Annotated in this window: 18 protein-coding genes; 9 read left to right on the top strand and 9 right to left on the bottom strand. The window is 66.3% G+C overall.

Annotated features, from left to right (window positions below):
• The first annotated feature begins 50 nt into the window (after window positions 1-50).
• Window positions 51-938: a M48 family metalloprotease gene (locus ACX3O0_RS09480; protein WP_459107554.1), complete on the top strand. Its 888-nt coding sequence runs from the start codon at window positions 51-53 to the stop codon at window positions 936-938.
• A 22-nt stretch (window positions 939-960) separates the two neighbouring features.
• On the opposite strand, the gene ACX3O0_RS09475 is transcribed toward ACX3O0_RS09480, so the two are convergent.
• Window positions 961-2,187: a winged helix-turn-helix domain-containing protein gene (locus ACX3O0_RS09475; protein WP_459107553.1), complete on the bottom strand. Its 1,227-nt coding sequence runs from the start codon at window positions 2,185-2,187 to the stop codon at window positions 961-963.
• A 164-nt stretch (window positions 2,188-2,351) separates the two neighbouring features.
• On the opposite strand from ACX3O0_RS09475, the gene ACX3O0_RS09470 reads away from it, so the two are divergent.
• Window positions 2,352-3,509 (top strand): AI-2E family transporter, encoded by a 1,158-nt coding sequence (locus tag ACX3O0_RS09470; protein WP_459107552.1) that lies wholly within the window; start codon window positions 2,352-2,354, stop codon window positions 3,507-3,509.
• Window positions 3,502-4,758: a threonine ammonia-lyase gene (gene ilvA, locus ACX3O0_RS09465; protein ID WP_459107551.1), complete on the top strand. Its 1,257-nt coding sequence runs from the start codon at window positions 3,502-3,504 to the stop codon at window positions 4,756-4,758. Before ACX3O0_RS09470 ends, ilvA begins: the two co-directional genes overlap by 8 nt.
• 6 nt (window positions 4,759-4,764) lie before the next feature.
• Here the strand turns inward: ilvA and greA are convergent, their stop codons facing one another.
• Both greA and ACX3O0_RS09455 read right to left on the bottom strand, forming a co-directional pair.
• Complete coding sequence (greA, locus tag ACX3O0_RS09460; protein WP_459088244.1) at window positions 4,765-5,262, bottom strand: transcription elongation factor GreA; 498 nt, start codon at window positions 5,260-5,262, stop codon at window positions 4,765-4,767.
• A 124-nt stretch (window positions 5,263-5,386) separates the two neighbouring features.
• A complete protein-coding gene (locus ACX3O0_RS09455) occupies window positions 5,387-5,818 on the bottom strand; it encodes a DUF4307 domain-containing protein (RefSeq protein WP_459088242.1) in 432 nt (143 codons plus the stop codon).
• Window positions 5,819-5,873: 55 nt separating this feature from the next.
• Between ACX3O0_RS09455 and mca the strand changes: the two genes are divergently transcribed.
• On the top strand, window positions 5,874-6,752 hold the full coding sequence (mca, locus tag ACX3O0_RS09450; protein WP_459088240.1) for a mycothiol conjugate amidase Mca: 879 nt from the start codon (window positions 5,874-5,876) through the stop codon (window positions 6,750-6,752).
• On the top strand, window positions 6,749-7,048 hold the full coding sequence (locus tag ACX3O0_RS09445) for a hypothetical protein (RefSeq protein ID WP_459107550.1): 300 nt from the start codon (window positions 6,749-6,751) through the stop codon (window positions 7,046-7,048). Before mca ends, ACX3O0_RS09445 begins: the two co-directional genes overlap by 4 nt.
• Before the next feature lie 72 nt (window positions 7,049-7,120).
• On the opposite strand, the gene trhA is transcribed toward ACX3O0_RS09445, so the two are convergent.
• Window positions 7,121-7,864 (bottom strand): PAQR family membrane homeostasis protein TrhA, encoded by a 744-nt coding sequence (gene trhA, locus ACX3O0_RS09440; protein ID WP_459107549.1) that lies wholly within the window; start codon window positions 7,862-7,864, stop codon window positions 7,121-7,123.
• 75 nt (window positions 7,865-7,939) lie between these two features.
• On the opposite strand from trhA, the gene ACX3O0_RS09435 reads away from it, so the two are divergent.
• From ACX3O0_RS09435 to ACX3O0_RS09420, 4 genes are all read left to right on the top strand, one after another.
• Window positions 7,940-8,725 (top strand): isoprenyl transferase, encoded by a 786-nt coding sequence (locus ACX3O0_RS09435; protein ID WP_459107548.1) that lies wholly within the window; start codon window positions 7,940-7,942, stop codon window positions 8,723-8,725.
• The gene (locus ACX3O0_RS09430; RefSeq protein ID WP_459107547.1) at window positions 8,722-9,852 is read left to right on the top strand and encodes an aminotransferase class V-fold PLP-dependent enzyme; all 1,131 of its coding nucleotides are present in this window, start codon (window positions 8,722-8,724) and stop codon (window positions 9,850-9,852) included. The genes ACX3O0_RS09435 and ACX3O0_RS09430 overlap by 4 nt, the downstream gene beginning before the upstream one ends.
• A gap of 206 nt (window positions 9,853-10,058) precedes the next feature.
• Window positions 10,059-11,393, top strand: coding sequence for a PhoH family protein (locus ACX3O0_RS09425; RefSeq protein ID WP_459089804.1), 1,335 nt, complete (start codon window positions 10,059-10,061; stop codon window positions 11,391-11,393).
• A 64-nt stretch (window positions 11,394-11,457) separates the two neighbouring features.
• The gene (locus ACX3O0_RS09420) at window positions 11,458-12,222 is read left to right on the top strand and encodes a cytochrome c oxidase subunit II (RefSeq protein WP_459088230.1); all 765 of its coding nucleotides are present in this window, start codon (window positions 11,458-11,460) and stop codon (window positions 12,220-12,222) included.
• 57 nt (window positions 12,223-12,279) lie between these two features.
• On the opposite strand, the gene ACX3O0_RS09415 is transcribed toward ACX3O0_RS09420, so the two are convergent.
• The 5 genes from ACX3O0_RS09415 to xseA are packed head-to-tail and all read right to left on the bottom strand — an operon-like array spanning window position 12,280 to window position 16,486.
• Window positions 12,280-13,683 (bottom strand): class II fumarate hydratase, encoded by a 1,404-nt coding sequence (locus ACX3O0_RS09415; protein ID WP_459088228.1) that lies wholly within the window; start codon window positions 13,681-13,683, stop codon window positions 12,280-12,282.
• Window positions 13,680-14,351 (bottom strand): carbonic anhydrase, encoded by a 672-nt coding sequence (locus ACX3O0_RS09410; protein ID WP_459089802.1) that lies wholly within the window; start codon window positions 14,349-14,351, stop codon window positions 13,680-13,682. The genes ACX3O0_RS09415 and ACX3O0_RS09410 overlap by 4 nt, the downstream gene beginning before the upstream one ends.
• A gap of 14 nt (window positions 14,352-14,365) precedes the next feature.
• A complete protein-coding gene (locus ACX3O0_RS09405) occupies window positions 14,366-15,019 on the bottom strand; it encodes a DUF4245 domain-containing protein (protein WP_459107546.1) in 654 nt (217 codons plus the stop codon).
• A complete protein-coding gene (locus ACX3O0_RS09400; protein WP_459088224.1) occupies window positions 15,019-15,345 on the bottom strand; it encodes an exodeoxyribonuclease VII small subunit in 327 nt (108 codons plus the stop codon). Before ACX3O0_RS09400 ends, ACX3O0_RS09405 begins: the two co-directional genes overlap by 1 nt.
• Complete coding sequence (xseA, locus tag ACX3O0_RS09395) at window positions 15,260-16,486, bottom strand: exodeoxyribonuclease VII large subunit (protein ID WP_459088222.1); 1,227 nt, start codon at window positions 16,484-16,486, stop codon at window positions 15,260-15,262. Before xseA ends, ACX3O0_RS09400 begins: the two co-directional genes overlap by 86 nt.
• Window positions 16,487-16,559: the final 73 nt, after the last annotated feature.

The following is a 16,559-nucleotide window of genomic DNA, read 5'->3' as shown; positions in this document are numbered from 1 at the left end:
ACCGCTGGTCGAGCTTGTCGAGACCTCGCGATGCGATACAAGAGGCCTAGATGTATAGCGCCATAGCCAAGAACAAGCGCAACACGATCTTCATCATCCTGCTGTTCGTGGTGATCATCGGCGTTCTCGGCTGGGCGGCATCCGTCATGCTCGGTGGCGACCCCTGGTTCATCACCATCGGGACCATCATCGGCGCCGGCGTCTACGCGCTCATCCAGTACTTCGCCGCCGGCCGCCAGGCTGTGGCGATGAGTGGTGCGAAGCAGATCCAGAAGGCGGACAACCCGCGCCTGTACCGGACCGTCGAGAACCTCGCCATCACCACCGGCATGCCGATGCCGAAGGTGTACATCATCGATGACCCGGCACCGAACGCGTTCGCCACCGGACGTGACCCGGAGCACGCCATCGTCGCGGCCACCACCGGTCTGCTCGACCTGATGACCGACTCCGAACTGGAAGGCGTGATGGCCCACGAGATGGGCCACGTCAAGAACTACGACATCCGCGTGACCATGATCGTGTTCGGCCTGGTCGTGGCGATCGGTTTGATTGCCGACATCCTGCTGCGGATGATGTGGTTCGGCGGCGGCAACCGGAATAACAACAACAGCAATCCGATCATGCTGGTCCTCGGCCTCGCCGCAATGATCATTGCACCGCTGGTCGCCACCGTGGTGCAGGCCTCGGTGTCGAGGCAGCGCGAGTACCTGGCGGATGCGACAGGGGCCTTGACCACGCGGCATCCTGAAGCGCTGGCCAGCGCCCTGCACAAGCTCGGCGAGTACGGGCGGCCGATGAAGCGGCAGAACTCCACCATGGCCCACATGTGGATCAGCGACCCGACGAAGCCGGGCATCATCGACAGGATGTTCAGCACGCACCCGCCGCTGCCCGATCGCATCCGTCGCCTGCTGGACAACGCGACCAAGTTTTAGCCAGCTCGGTGTTCCAGCAGTATCAGTCGGGCAGCAGCGCCCGCTGGCCGAGTTCGGCGGCGACCGCACCGGCGAGGTCGCCCCGCGCCATCACCTCGACCCGCTCGAGTCCCTGCCAGGCGGCGATTTCCCGCAGCAGCGGTGCCAGGCGGGCCGCAGCGTCCGCCGGGGCATCCGGCTCCGTCCAGGAGGCCTGCACTCGTAACAGGCTGTTCTGCCGATCGCTCTTCAGGTCGATGCGACCGACCAGCCGGTCATCGATGAGGAGCGGCAGCACGTAGTAGCCGTAGACCCGTTTCGGTTGCGGTGTGTAGATCTCGATGCGGTAGCGGAAGCCGAACATCCGTTCTGCCCGGGCTCGCTCCCACACCACCGGGTCGAACGGGGACAGCAGTGCGGTCGCCTCGATGCGGCGAGGGATTCGCGCGTCCCGATGCAACCAGGCACGCGCCGGGCGACCGGCTCGCTCCCACCCTCGAACGGTGACCGGCAACAGGATGCCAGCGTCCTCCAGGTCCTGCAGGGCAGGCAGGGCGTCCCTGGACTTCAGACGGAAGTAGTCGCCGAAGTCGCTCGCGGTCCCGATGCCGTGCGCGCGTGCGGCATGCTCGACCAGGCGCCTGACCGCATCCGCCCTCAGCACCTGAGTGTTCAGCACACGCGTCGGCAGAACCTGCTCTGGCAGGGCATAGGTGCGCTCGAAGCGGGTGCGGCCACCGCTCACCAGCTCGCCCCAGGCAAACAGCACCTCGAGGCCACGCTTCACATCAGACCACCCCCACCATGGGCCACTGCGCTTGTTGGCGTCGTGCTCGATCGCGCTGGCCGGTAACGGACCCTTGTCAGCAAGCTCGGCCTTGAGCCAGCCGATCATCTGACGGTTGTCGTGTGCCCAGTGGCTGTCGTCGTCGGCAATGCGCTGCCGATAGTCGTCCATCCGCCAGCGCATGAGCGGCCAGTTGTCGACGGGGATCACCGCGGCCTCGTGCGCCCAATACTCGATGTACGGACTCTTCTTCGTGAAGGTCAACCGGTCGAGGGTGGCCTTGTCGTAGGCACCGAGCCTGGCGAACGCCGGCAGGTAGTGGCTCCGCTCGAACACGTTGACCGAGTCGAGCTGCAATAGCCCGAGCCGCTCGATCAGGCTGTTCAACTGGCGGGTGCCCGGCTGGGGCGGGCGCGGTCGGCCCAGGCCTTGGGCGCCCAGCGCGATGCGCCGCGCCTGTGCTGCGGAAATTGTCTCGTGCATCACCTCCGAGAATAGCGAGGGGTGCCGACAATGGGGCTATCGTGGCCGACGGTCGGGGCGACCGTCGCGCTGGCGTCGCGGAAAGGCCAGAAATGGCCTTCCCCTGAGCTCCAGCGCGCTGTATATGCCTGTCTCGGTATGCCGGGCACGTTTAGACTGAACCGGTGCTGATAGGCAGAAGGAGAAGCGAGGCTCGCGCTGCGCGCCAGTCTGCCCCGGAAGAGCTGGTGCCCCGCGGGATGCTCATCGCCGGCGCCTGGTCCTGGCGGATCCTGGCGATTGCCGGCGTCGCAGTATTGTTCGTGTACCTGGTCATCCAGCTGCGCCTCATCCTCATCCCCCTTCTCGTGTCGCTTCTCCTGGCCGCGTTGCTGGTTCCGCTGGTGCAATTCCTGCAGCGCCACCGCTGGCCGAAGTGGCTCGCCGTTATCGTCACCGAACTCGGCCTGATCGGCATCGTCACCGGACTCGTCTACCTGGTGGTGTGGCAGGTCCGCACCGGCATTCCCGATCTCCAGGAGCAGTCGCTTCAGGCCTGGGATGATTTCAAGCAATTCCTTCTCGAGTCACCACTGCATCTGACCGGCGAGCAGCTCAACGCCTACGGCGACCAGCTCTGGGAGGCGATCCAGCGCGACAGCGAGGTGTGGATCAGTGGCGCCCTGTCTTTCGGCTCGACCGCGGGGCACCTGCTCGCCGGCGTTCTCCTCGTCCTGTTCATCACACTCTTCATGCTCATCGACGGCGACCGGATCTGGGCCTGGATCGTCCGCCTGCTCCCTCGCCGGGCACGGCCGGCCATCAGCGGCTCGGGCGACGCCGGCTGGCGCACCCTGACCCAGTTCGTGAAGGTGCAGATCTTTGTTGCGGCGGTGGATGCGGTCGGCATCGGTATCGGGGCCTTCTTCCTGGGGCTTCCCCTGGTCATCCCGATCTCTATTGCCGTCTTCCTGGGGTCGTTCATCCCGATCGTCGGCGCCGTGTTCACCGGGGCGCTTGCGGTCTTCGTTGCTCTCGTCTACAAGGACCTGTTCATCGCGCTTCTCATGCTGGCGATCGTGCTCGTGGTGCAGCAGGTTGAGAGCCACGTACTGCAGCCGTTGGTGATGGGCAACGCCGTGAAGGTGCATCCGGTCGCCGTCGTTCTCGCCGTCGCGGCTGGCAGCTACATCGCCGGGATTCCGGGCGCGCTGTTCGCCGTGCCGTTCGTGGCCACCCTGAACGCGATGGTCCTGTACATCGCGCGGGGAACCTGGCGATCGGATGCGCCGCCGATCCGCAAGGTCGTCATCACCACGAGGGATGGCGATCGCCATGCTTGATGAGCGGATGCCGGAGCGCCCGGTCGTGGCCGGACCCACCCTGCCCGAGTTCGAGGCTGCCCGGGTGCGGGTGGCACAGGTCGCCAAGGTGACCCCTATGGAGAGTTCGCAGTTCCTCTCCGAGGTGGCGGGCGTGCCGGTCTTCCTCAAGTGCGAGAACCTCCAGCGCACCGGCTCGTACAAGATCCGCGGCGCCTACAACCGCATCTCCCAGCTGACTGGCGAGGAGCGCGAGCGCGGGGTCGTCGCGGCGTCGGCCGGAAACCATGCCCAGGGTGTAGCGCTGGCGGCCCGCGAGCTCGGCATCAAGGCGACCATCTTCATGCCGGTGGGTGTCGCCCTGCCCAAGCTGCAGGCGACGAAACACTACGGCGCGGAGGTCGTGCTGCGCGGCCACAGTGTCACTGAGCCGCTGCGGGCGGCCGCCGAGTTCGCCCAGTCGAGCGGTGCCGTTCTCATCCCGCCGTTCGACCACGCAGATGTCGTCGCGGGGCAGGGGACACTCGGGCTGGAAATCCTCGACCAGCTTCCGACGGTGAAGACCCTGGTCGTGCCGATCGGTGGCGGCGGGCTCCTCTCCGGGGTTGCCAGCGCGGTCAAGCAGAAGCTCGCCCAGACCGGACGTACCGTGCGCATCGTCGGCGTGCAGGCGGAAGGCGCCGCCCCATACCCACCGTCGCTCGCGAACGGCGTCCCGACCGAGGTCAAGCTGCACCCCACCATTGCCGACGGTATCGCCGTGGCAAAGCCGGGCATCCTGAACTTCGACATCATCAAGCACATGGTCGATGACGTCGTCACGGTCAGCGATGACGACATCGCCCGGGCACTGCTGATCCTGTTGGAGCGCGCCAAGCTGGTGGTCGAGCCGGCCGGTGCGGCGGGCGTCGCCGCAATCCTCAGTGGGCAGGTGAAGGCGGACGGCGACACGGTTGTCATCCTCAGCGGCGGGAACATCGACCCGCAGATGATGGAGCGGGTGATCTCGCTGGGGCTGGCGGCATCCGATCGCCACCTGAAGATCAGGATCAAGCTCCCCGACCGCCCCGGCCAGTTGGCGCGCGTCGCCGAACTGGTGTCGGAGGCGAACGCGAACGTGGTCGAGGTGCTGCACACCCGTCGTGGGCGCAACTCGTTGATCAGCCAGGTCGAGATTGAGCTGAGTGTCGAGACGCGCGGATCCGAGCACGCCCAGCGGGTGCTGGAACGGCTTCAGGAAGCGGGCTACGACCCGCGCGTCGACACCTAGGGAGAGTTACACGCGGTAAGGCTTGACCGCGATGATCTCGACCTTGATCTCTTTGCCATTCGGCGCGATGTAGGTGGTCTTGTCCCCGACCTTCAGCCCCATGATGGCTTCGCCCAGCGGGCTGCCCTCGCTCCAGACGTCGAGGTCGTCGTCGTCGTTCTCGTCGACGATCTCGCGGCTGCCGATCAGGAACACCTCTTTGTCGCCCTGGATCTTGGCGGTGATCACGGTTCCGGATGCGACGACATCCGAGTTCTCGGGGGCGTCGCCAACCTTGGCGTGGCGCAGCAGCTCGGTGAGGACGCGGATGCGGGCTTCGATCTTGCCCTGCTCCTCCTTGGCGGCGTGGTAGCCACCGTTCTCCTTCAGGTCACCCTCTTCACGGGCCGCCTCGATCTTTTTCGCAATCTCAGAACGGCCTTGGCCGGTGAGGCGCTCAAGCTCGGCAGTGCGACGTTCGAAGGCCTCGGTGGTCAACCAGGTTTCGGTGAGCTCTTGAGACATAGTGCACTCCTAAAAGAAAAGGGACCGTCTGCGCTGGTTGCGGTACGGTCCACGGGCCTGTACGAAGACAGGATAAACAAATGAGACCGGCCCATTGGCCGATCTCCGGATCGAATACGTCAGTCTAGGGCAGCCAACACCGGTAGATCAAGCCGGTGACGCCCAACTGCGTCGTGCGTACCATGTCGGTGAACGCCTGCGTGTAGCTGTCTGAGGCGGCAATATCGACCACTTTCCAGCCGACGATGTTGTGGCTCTCGTTCTGCACCTGGAGTGCGCACCTGGCGCTGGTGCCTGGCGGCATGCTGACGTCGTAGCTGATGCTCACCGTGCGGTCGTCGATCACCTTGTGGCCGATGTCGCGCGAGCCGATGGTGTCGCCAGTGCCGTCGAACGCGACCCACACCACCCAGGCGGTGAACACGAGCACGAAGGCGATGGCCCCGACCCAGGCGATGGTGCGGTCGCGGCGGCTCTTCTGCCTGGTGCGCCCGTAGCGCGCGTCCAGGCCGCCGTCGCCTGCCGGGGCGGCGGATGTCGTCGGGTGGCCCGTCACTGTCGTCTCGTCCCTCTACTCTTGTATCAAGGCTATTCGCATTGGAGGACCTCAGGTGACACTGCGTTTGCTTGCCGTGCACGCGCATCCGGACGACGAGTCGAGCAAGGGTGCCGCAACCTACGCTTACTATGCCGCGCGCGGCGTCGAGGTGATGGTCGTCTCCTGCACCGGTGGCGAGCGCGGCGACGTGCTGAACGAGGGGCTGGCCAATCGCGCTGCGGCCGACCGCGACATGGGTGGTTTTCGTCGCGGTGAGATGGCAACGGCACAGGATGCCATGGGCATCCAGCACCGTTGGCTCGGCTACTTCGATTCCGGGCTTCCTGACGAGGGCGACCCGCTGCCGCCGGATTGCTTCGCCCTTATCCCGCTCGAGCACTCTGCCGCACCGCTGGTGAAGGTGATTCGCGAGTTCCGGCCGCAGGTGCTGGTGACCTACGACGAGAACGGCGGCTATCCGCACCCCGACCACATCCGCACGCATGAGGTGTCGGTGGAGGCGTTCGCCGCGGCTGCCGACCCGAGTCGCTACCCCGAGGCGGGGCCGGCCTGGCGGGTGTCGAAGCTGTACTACGACCGCATCTTCAGCACCAGGCGCATGGAAGCCATGTATGAGGCTCTGGTCGCCCACGACCCGCAGTCGCCGCTGATCGCCGAGTTCGAGGAGATGCGGGGCTGGATGCGAGACCGGCCGTACCTGGCGACGACGCAGGTGCCGTGCGGCGACTTCTTCGAGCATCGCGACCGCGCCCTCCGCGCCCATGCCAGCCAGGTGTCCCCGGACAGCTCGTTCTTCTTCTGGCCGAACGACCTGCAGCGGAAGGCGTGGCCGTTTGAGGACTACGAATTGGTGACAACACTGGTGGAGTCGCCCATACCCGAAAACGATCTCTTCGCCGGGATCACTGACCCCGAGAATGGCACGGTATGACCTTGCTCAACAGCTTTTTCGCGCTCCTGCCGACGTCGGTCCTCTGGGCGGAGGAGAAGCCGAAGTTCGACCCGAACTCGGTGACCCCGGGCGTGATCGGCTTCGTGGCGACGTTCCTCGTCATCGCGTTGGTCGTGCTGCTGGTGACCGACATGGTGCGGCGGATCCGGCGCACCCAGTACCGTGCGGAGGTCAACGAGAGGCTGGATGCCGAGGCCGCCGCCCTGTTCGACCAGGAGAATGGCACGCAGGACCGCCCCGCCGATGGGCCGGACGCCGATACACCCGAACGTTGACGCTTGTTGTCGTCGATGACGCCGCAATAAACAGGCTCATCGAAGACGAGCACCGTCATCGTGGAAGCGGGCTCAAGAGAGTACCGGGGGGTTGATGGCGACCAGCAGGATCGCCGTCCAGTGGCAGAGGAACGCCAGCAGGGTCAGCGTGTGGAAGATCTCGTGGAACCCGAACTTTCCGGGGAACGGGTTCGGGCGCTTCAGGCCGTAGAACACCGCGCCGAGCGTGTAGAAGAGCCCACCGGCGATGATCAGCGTCATCATCAGCGGGTTGGCGTTGAAGAAGTCGACGATGAACATGACGGCTGCCCAGCCGAGCAGCACGTACAACGGCACGTAGAGCCAGCGCGGTGCCCCGATCCAGAACACGCGGAAACCGATGCCGACCAGGGCGCCGCCCCACACCAGGCACAGCAGCAGCACGGCTTTCTCTTGCGGGAGGCTGAGCACGGTGATCGGGGTGTACGAGCCGGCGATCAGCAGGAAGATGTTGGCGTGGTCGAGGCGCTTGAGGACGCGCCGCGATCTGTCGCTCCAGTTGAGCCGGTGGTAGAGCGCGGAAACCCCGAACAGCAGGAGGGAAGACGCGACGAAGATCGCCGAGCTCACCTTGGCGGCAGCGCCATCCGCCAGCATGATGAGCACGGCGCCGAGCACGATGGCGATCGGGAAGGTGCCGGCGTGGATCCAGCCGCGCCAAGTCGGTTTCGCCTCCGCATGCGCCACCTCGTCTTCAACGAGCGGAACGTTCGGCAGGTCGCTGCCCGGCTCCGTGCTGACCGAGTCGTTTCCGGTGCGTGCGTCCCCAGCTGCCATGGGTGCGATCCTATTCCAGCGGGGTGCGGAATGTGCTGCACACCGCCCGGCCCGGGAGTGGACTAGCGTAGGCCTGTGCGAAAGCAGGAAGTTCCGTCAGGCCGCGGCATCCTCTATGGCCTGTACCAGAATCGTATCCGTCGGTGGTTGAGCAAGCAGGAGCTCCCCAGGCACGTGGCGATGATCCTCGACGGCAATCGTCGCTGGGCCAGGCAGCGTTCGCTGGACACTGCCGCGCACGGTCATCGCGCCGGGGCGGCGAAGTTCCGCGAGTTCCTGGTCTGGTGCGATGACCTCGACATCTCGGTCGCCACCCTGTACCTGCTGTCCACCGACAACCTCACCGGCCGCACCACCGACGAGCTCGACGGATTGTTCGAGATCATCGCCGACCTCGCCGAAGACCTCTCGCACTACCGCGACTGGAAGGTGCAGCACGTGGGTTCCACGGAGGGGCTTCCCGAGCCGCTGGTGCACGTGCTCGAGTCGGCGCAGCGCCGGACGGTCGGCAACAAGGGCCTTCACGTGAACCTGGCTGTCGGCTACGGCGGGCGCCGGGAGATCGCGGATGCGATGCGCAGCATCGTAAATGAGCACGAGCAGAAGGGTGGCACCCTCGATGCCCTGGCTGAGGTGCTCACCCCGGAAATGATCGCCGAGCACCTGTACACCGGCGGCCAGCCGGACCCCGACCTGGTCATCCGCACGTCGGGTGAACAGCGGCTGAGCGACTTCATGCTCTGGCAGAGCGCTCACAGCGAGTTATACTTCGTCGAGGCACTGGGCCCTGACCTGCGTGAGGTGGACTTCCTGCGCGCGCTGCGCGCGTATGCCACCCGCGAGCGGCGGTTCGGCGGATGATCGGCTCCCGCACGATTGACGACTACATCGGCGGGTTCTCTGAAGAACCCGGCTACCTCGACTTCGCCCGTTTCGGCCCGCTCGGCAACGCCGTCATCGCGGAGCAGCACGCGCAGACGGAGGCGTTGAGCCGCGCGAGGTTCGGAAGCCTCGATGTGGCGTTCAACCAGGATTCCCGGGTGCGGGTGGCCGTGGCCCGCCTGATCGGCTTCCCCGAGACCCAAGTGTCATTCCAGCCCAACACCAGCAGCGGGCTGGTCCACGCCATGTTCGGGTTGAGCGGCGTTGTCGCCATGTCTCCCGCCGAGTTCCCGAGCCTTCCGTATGCGGCGACCAGGGCATCCGACGCCCTTGGGCGCCTCGAGATCCGCTGGCTGGAGACCGAGTACGGCCGCGTCACGCCCGGAACGGTGCGCGACCAGCTGAGCGATGACGTGACCGCGGTCGCGGTGAGCCTGGTCGATTTCCGCACCGGCTACCTGGCCGACCTCGAAGGCATCCGGCAGGTGATCGGCGACCGGATGTTGATTGTCGACGCCGTGCAGGGTTTCACGGTCACCGAGGCTGCCTGGGCGGTGGCGGATGTCGTCGTCTCCGGTGGTCAGAAGTGGGCTCGCGCCGGCCACGGCACTGGCTTCCTCGCGCTCAGCGAGCGAGCGGCCGAGCAGCTGGATCCGGTGCTCCCCGGGTGGGTCGCCGACGATGGCGATATGCCACTCGATGAGGTTCGTGACGTGGTTCGCGGGGCGGCGGCGTTCCGGATCACCCACCCGAGCCCGCGCGACCAGGCCTGTTTCGCCGCGGCGCTGGAGGAGGTCGCCGCGGTGGGGGTCGATACGATCAGCGCGGCGGTGGCCGCCGGTGTGGATCAGGTGATCGCCCTCGCAGACGAGTTCGCCATTCCGGTCGTCTCGCCGCGGAGCGCCGCCGAGCGTGCCGGGATCGTGGTGCTCGCGCCGGACAACGACCATTCGACGGTGCTGAGCGCGTCACTGTACAACCACGGTGTGACGGTCACTGCGCGTTCCGGCACGGTCCGCCTGAGTGTGCACGCCAGCACCGACGACGAGACGCTGCAATTGCTGCGCAGCGCATTCGCCAGCTACCTCAGCGCGGCCAGCGCCTGATGCGCTTGCCCCCAAAAGGGGAGTGCTCGCTGATTCTGGCGTGTCGCTGCTGGGCTGTCCGCGGCCTGCACGTAGTTTCAAGTCATCAGGTATGGCGCCTGGTCGAAGCGGCCACATAAGCTCGTTTCGCGTTGATTGTGGCCCTTTGCAAACTGTTACCGCGGCCTGAGTGCCCCGGGGATGGAGCGCACGTGACCGAGTCAGCAATCCAGAAGCAGAAGTCGCCCAAGGCGTCGTCACCGGCCAAGCAGGCCGAGCGCACCTATGTGCTGGACACCTCCGTTCTGCTTTCCGATCCGCGCGCGATCTTCCGGTTCGCCGAACATGCCGTGGTGCTGCCGGTGGTGGTCATCAGCGAACTCGAGGCGAAACGCCACGACCCCGAGATCGGGTACTTCGCCCGACAGGCCCTGCGAAACCTCGACGAGTTGCGGGTGAAACACGAGCGCCTCGACTTCCCGATCTCCGTCGGCAGCGGAGGGTCGCTGCGGGTCGAACTCAACCACTCCAGCATGGCGGTGCTTCCGTCCGGCCTGCAGTTGGGCGACAACGATTCGCGCATCCTCGCCGTCGCACTCAACCTCTCCAACGACGGCCTGGCCGTCACCGTGGTCTCGAAGGACCTCCCGCTTCGGGTGAAGGCGGCGTCGATCGGGCTGGCAGCGGAGGAGTACAAGGCTGAGCAGGCTCCGGACTCCGGATGGTCGGGGATGGCGGAGATCGACCTCGGCTCCGACCAGATGGCCTCCCTGTACGAGGATGAGAAGCTCAGCACCCGCGCCGTGGGGGACCTGCCGATCAACACAGGGCTGGTCATCCACTCCGACCGCGGCTCCGCCCTCGGGCGGGTCACCGCTCGCGGCGAGTTGCGGCTGGTGCGCGGCGACCGCGACATCTTCGGCCTGCACGGGCGCTCCGCCGAGCAACGGCTCGCCATCGACCTGCTGCTCGACCCGGAGCTCGGAATCGTTTCGCTCGGTGGGCGGGCCGGAACGGGCAAGTCGGCGTTGGCGCTCTGCGCCGGCCTGGACGCCGTGCTGGAACGCCAGCAGCACCGCAAGATCATGGTGTTCCGTCCGCTGTACGCGGTCGGCGGCCAGGAACTCGGGTTCCTCCCCGGGGACGCCGGCGAGAAGATGAACCCGTGGGCGCAGGCAGTGTTCGACACCCTCGGCTCCGTGGTCTCGCAGAACGTGCTCGACGAGGTGATCGACCGGGGACTTCTCGAGGTGCTGCCGCTCACGCACATCCGTGGTCGCTCCCTGCACGATGCCTTCGTTATCGTCGACGAGGCGCAGTCGCTGGAGCGGAACGTGCTGCTCACGGTGCTCAGCCGGATCGGCCAGAACTCGCGGGTGGTGCTCACCCACGATGTCGCCCAGCGCGACAACCTCCGCGTGGGACGCCATGACGGTGTCGCCTCAGTGATCGAAACCCTCAAGGGCCACTCGCTGTTCGGACACGTCACCCTCACCCGCTCGGAGCGGAGTGCGATCGCCGCCCTGGTGACCGAAATGCTGGAGTCCAACGAATTGGCCTGACCGATTGGGCGCAAAACGTGCCGCGGGGCGCAGCGCACCCCGCGGCACCGCCTAGTCTCGATGTGTGGGGTTCTGGGCAGTGGTGATCGCGAGCGTCGTGTTCGTGTTCCTCTGGGGACTGTTCTCGCCGCGCAGCCAGTGGAAGGTGCTCGCAGCGTGGAGCTACCGCAACCCCCAGGCGGACGAGCCGAGCTCGTTCGCGTTCGCTGTCCAACGAGTGATTTCCGGCATCGGCGTCATCTTCTTCGGCGCTATCGGTGCCGTCGGCGTCGTGCAGTACCTGGCGGAGCTTCCACCGCCACGGCCACCGCTCACCGCCCTGCAGCAGATGTGGGGCGTCGCGCCGGAGCCGCAGGTGGTCAACCGCATCGTCGTGGCTGAGGATGCGGTTCCCGCCGGACTGGTGGAGGCACCGATCGGCGGATACCAGCTGGTCGAGAACGAGGAGCACCAGCCCCGCTACCTGCACCTGCTGAAGCGTTTCGAGCCCGGCGACTTTGCCCGAAGCGGCATGGTCGGCGTTACACCGGGGGAGGACTTCCCGGCGTTGGACAGCGCAGAACTGGTGGTCAACATCCGCACCTGGGGCGACTGCATTCCGCGTGATGCCGTGGTTATTGAAACCGAGACGACCGTGCAGGTCGGCTTCTACGTGGGGATGTCGAACCGGCAGGACGACATCCCGGTCGATCACCTGGCGTGTGACCGACCGGCATTCGTGCAGAACTCACTGCTGATGCCGATCGACCTGGCCGCGGAGGTTGGCGACCGGGAAGTGCAGACCCTCGATGGGACGCCGATCCCCGAGGTGAAGGAAATCCGCCAGTAGCGCGACGAAGTCGTGGGTTGAGTGCTCGCGCAGCGAGCGTATCGAAACCAGCCCGGCTTACGCCTTCGGCGGCACTGTCATGCTGAGCACGTCAAGGTAGGTGTCGAGTTGCTCCTCGGAGACTTCGCCGCGCTCGACGAAGCCGAGGTCGATGACCGACTCGCGGATGGTGATCCCCTTGGCGACCGCGTTCTTGGCCACCTTGGCCGCTGCCTCGTAGCCGATCACCCGGTTGAGCGGGGTCACGATCGAGGGGGAGGATTCCGCCAGTGCGCGAGCGCGCTCCACGTTGGCTACCAGCCCGTTGACCGTCTTGTCGGCCAGCACGCGCGACGAGTTGGCCAGCAGGCGGATCGACTCGAGCAGCGCGGTACCCATCACCGGGATGGCGACGTTCAGCTCGAACGAGCCGGATGCTCCGCCCCAGGCGATGGTGGCGTCGTTGCCGATGACACGGGCACACACCATGGCGACCGCTTCCGGAACGACCGGGTTGACCTTGCCCGGCATGATCGAAGAGCCGGGCTGCAGGTCGGGAATGGCGATCTCAGCGAGACCGGTGTTGGGGCCGGAACCCATCCAGCGCAGGTCGTTGACGATCTTGGTGAGGCTGACGGCGAGCACGCGAAGGGCACCGGATGCCTCCACCAGCCCGTCACGTGCGCCTTGCGCCTCGAAGTGGTCGCGTGCCTCGGTGATGGGCAGGCCGGAGTCCGAGGCCAGCAACTCGATGACCCGCTGGGAGAAGCCGGCCGGGGTGTTGATGCCGGTGCCGACCGCGGTCCCGCCCAGCGGAACCTCGGCAACCCGGGGGATCGACGACTGCACACGCTCGATGCCGTAGCGCACCTGGGCGGCGTAGCCGGCGAATTCCTGGCCGAGGGTGACCGGGGTGGCGTCCATCAGGTGTGTGCGGCCGGCCTTGACGACCGTCTTCCATTCGTCGGCCTTCGCCTCGAGCTCGCCTGCCAGGTGGTCGAGGGCCGGTACGAGATCGTTCAGCAGTGCACCGGTGACTGCCAGGTGAACCGATGTCGGGAACACGTCGTTCGACGACTGGGACGCGTTGACGTGGTCGTTCGGGTGCACGTTCTCACCGGCGATGCGGGTGGCGAGTGTGGACAGCACCTCGTTCATGTTCATGTTCGACGAGGTGCCGCTACCGGTCTGGTAGACGTCGATGGGGAACTGGTCGTGGTGCTCGCCCGAGATGATGGTGTCTGCGGCGGCGACGATCGCATCCGCCAGCTTCTGCTCCAGCTTGCCGAGCTCGGCATTGGCGACGGCAGCGGAGCGCTTGATCCGCGCAAGCGCCACGATCTGGGCGGGCTCGAGGCCTGCGCCAGAGATCGGGAAATTCTCCACCGCGCGCTGGGTCTGCGCGCTGTAGAGCGCATTCGCGGGAACGCGTACCTCTCCCATGGTGTCGTGTTCGATGCGGTATTCGGGGGTGCTGCTCACGGCGCTGCGCTCTCTTCTATCAAGACGGATGTGGGGTTGGGGGCTTCGATGTCTCCGACGACGACGTCAGGCACCACCACTCCTTCGAGCAGGCGGTAGTTCGCGCCCACGATAGCCAGCGTACCCGCGGCCACGGCGGCGCTGATCAGCTCGGAGCCGGTGAGCATGTCGGCGACGGTATCGCGCAGGTGCTCGCGGCCGACTTCGAGCGGGTCGATTGGGGCGCCCTCCACCAGTCGTCCTTTCACCCGCGTCACCGCTGGGGCGATGCAGTCGACGAGCCTGCGGATGTGCGGGGGCAGTGATGGGGGATCCGGCTGGCTCAACTGCACAGCGGCAGCGACGGCGCCACACTCGTCGTGCCCGAGTACGACGATCAACGGCACGTGCAACAGCTCGACGGCGTACTCCAGTGAACCGAGCGCGGAGTCAGAGATGACCTGGCCGGCGTTGCGGATGACGAACAGGTCGCCCAGCCCCTTGTCGAAGATGATTTCTGCGGCCAGTCGCGAGTCGCTGCACCCGAAGAGGGCGGCGTGCGGGAACTGTTGCATGAGCTTGCTGCGCCGGTCGACGTCTTGACGCGGATGCCGCGGCTCACCTGCGACGAAACGCTGGTTGCCCTCCACCATCTCTTCCCAGGCTCTTGCCGGGGTGGTTGGTCCCATGACGGTTCTTTCGATCACTGCTCGCCTTCCTTCAATTCAGCCGACACGGATGCCGCCAGGGTTTCGAACTCGCCAGTCGGCGCGGTTCCGAAGAGGACTACCGTGCTCTCGCCGTGCTCTGTCGTCATGACGTACGCCAGGTTTCCCGGGTCGTCTCGTGCGTCGCGGTTGTCGTAGAGCTGCCAGGTGATTCCGTCGATCGTTGCTTCACCCGTCACCCGCGCAAACTCGAGTTGTGCGGCCAGCCATGTCTCATTGGCGTCGATGCCCTGGCGAATCCCGATGAACTGGGTGCTCGGGGTGATCAGGCCGATGTACCAGCTGGTCACGCCTGACGAGGTTTTCAACTCTGCCGAGTTGGCGGCCCAGGCGTCCGGCAGCTCAGGCCTGAGCAGGGGTGCCGAGACGGTCGGCTGGGCCTGCTCCGCGGCCGCCGCGTAATCGATTGGCTCCCGCGGTTCGGGGTCGGGCCGCACCACAACGAGCACGATCAGGAGCACGACCACCAGGCAGACGATGAGTGCGGCAACCAGGTTCAGTGCGGTCTGGTTCGAGCGGTGCAGCCGGGACCTCTCGGCCTTCCGGTCCGCCGTCTCCTGCGGGGTCTCCGGGCGACCCAGTTCTGCGACGATCGGCCTCTCGGGCGCTCGGTCATTCCCTCGGGACATTACTGCCCGCTGGCGGCGCTGCGTGCCGCATCCAGCCGGGCCTTCGCCCCGATGAGCCACTCCTCGCAGCGTTTCGCAAGTGCCTCACCCCGCTCCCACAATGCGAGCGACTGCTCGAGAGTCGACGAACCCTGCTCCAGCTCTGCCACAACGCGAACAAGCTCGTCTCGCGCCTGTTCGTAGCTGAGGGTTTCTACGTCTACCGGGTTCGCTGCCACCCCTCCACTGTACCGCGCCGCCCTAGACGGATTCGCTGCGCGCCTCAACGGTGGAATGCACTGAACCGTCGGCAAGGGTGAGGAGCAGACGGGTGCCGCCCGGGGCATCCGCTTGCCGTCTGAGCACGCTGCCATCGGGGAGTTGGGCGATCGAATAGCCGCGATTCAGGGTGCCCTGTGGTGACAGTGCCCTCAGCTGGGATCGGAGGTCGTCGACCCGTGCGACCGACCGCTCGATCATCAGGTCGATGAGTTCCTGCCCGCGGCCCACGTAGCGCGAGAGCTCCTCCGCGCGCGAGTCCACCAGCCAGGCGCTCCCGGCCAGCACCGGGCGGGAGCGCAGCTGCTCCAGCCGGTCGATCTCGGTGGAGATCATCCCTGTCATCCGCGTGCCGATCCTGGCTCGGGCCTGGCGCACGTTGTTCAGCTCTTCCGCGACATCGGGCACGACTCGTTTCGCGGCATCCGTGGGGGTGGACGCCCGCAGGTCGGCGACATCGTCGAGCAGTGGCCGGTCGGCCTCGTGCCCGATCGCGCTCACCAGTGGGGTCACTGCCTCTGCCGCCGCGCGAACGAGCGCCTCATCGCTGAAGACCAGCAGGTTCTGGAAGTCGCCCCCGCCTCGGGCGACAATGATCACCTCGACGTCCGGGTCGGCATCCAGTCGGCGGATGGCGGCGATCACCTCGCCGACGGCACGGTCGCCCTGCACAGACGCGTACGCCATCCGGAACTCGACCGCGGGCCAGCGCAGTTGTGCGTTGCGGAGTACGTCTTTCTCCGCGTCGGAGTCCTTCCCCGTGACCAGGCCGATCACGGCAGGGAGGAAGGGCAGGGCGCGCTTGCGACCGGAATCGAACAGGCCCTCCGCCTTGAGTTTCTGCCGCAGGCGTTCCAGTCGTTCCAGCAGGTCGCCGAGGCCGACATGGCGCATCTCGAACACCTGCATGGTGAGGGTTCCGCCCTTGACCCAGTAGTTGGGTTTCACCAGCGCGACGACACGGTCACCCTGTTTCAGGTCGGCGGGCAGTTTGGCCCGCACCGACGACCACACGGTGAAGCCGACCGTCGCGTCAGCCTCGAGGTCTTTGAGCTTGCCGTAGATGTTGCCGCCGGAGACCCCCCATTGGGCGATCTCGCCCTCCACCCAGACAGAGCCCAGGCGGTCGATCCAGCCCTTGATCTTGGCCGACAGCAGGGCGACCGGCCATGGCGTGTCAACCGTGGGCGGGGCATCCGTGTTCGTCATCTGCTGGCTCCCTGCCTCGTGGAAATGTGCTGCCGACGTTCGTGCCCAGCACTCGACCAGCCGGGTCAGCCTA

The sequence above is a fragment of the Homoserinimonas sp. A447 genome, assembly GCF_054489325.1.
This window is presented reverse-complemented; position numbering and strand designations above follow the sequence as displayed.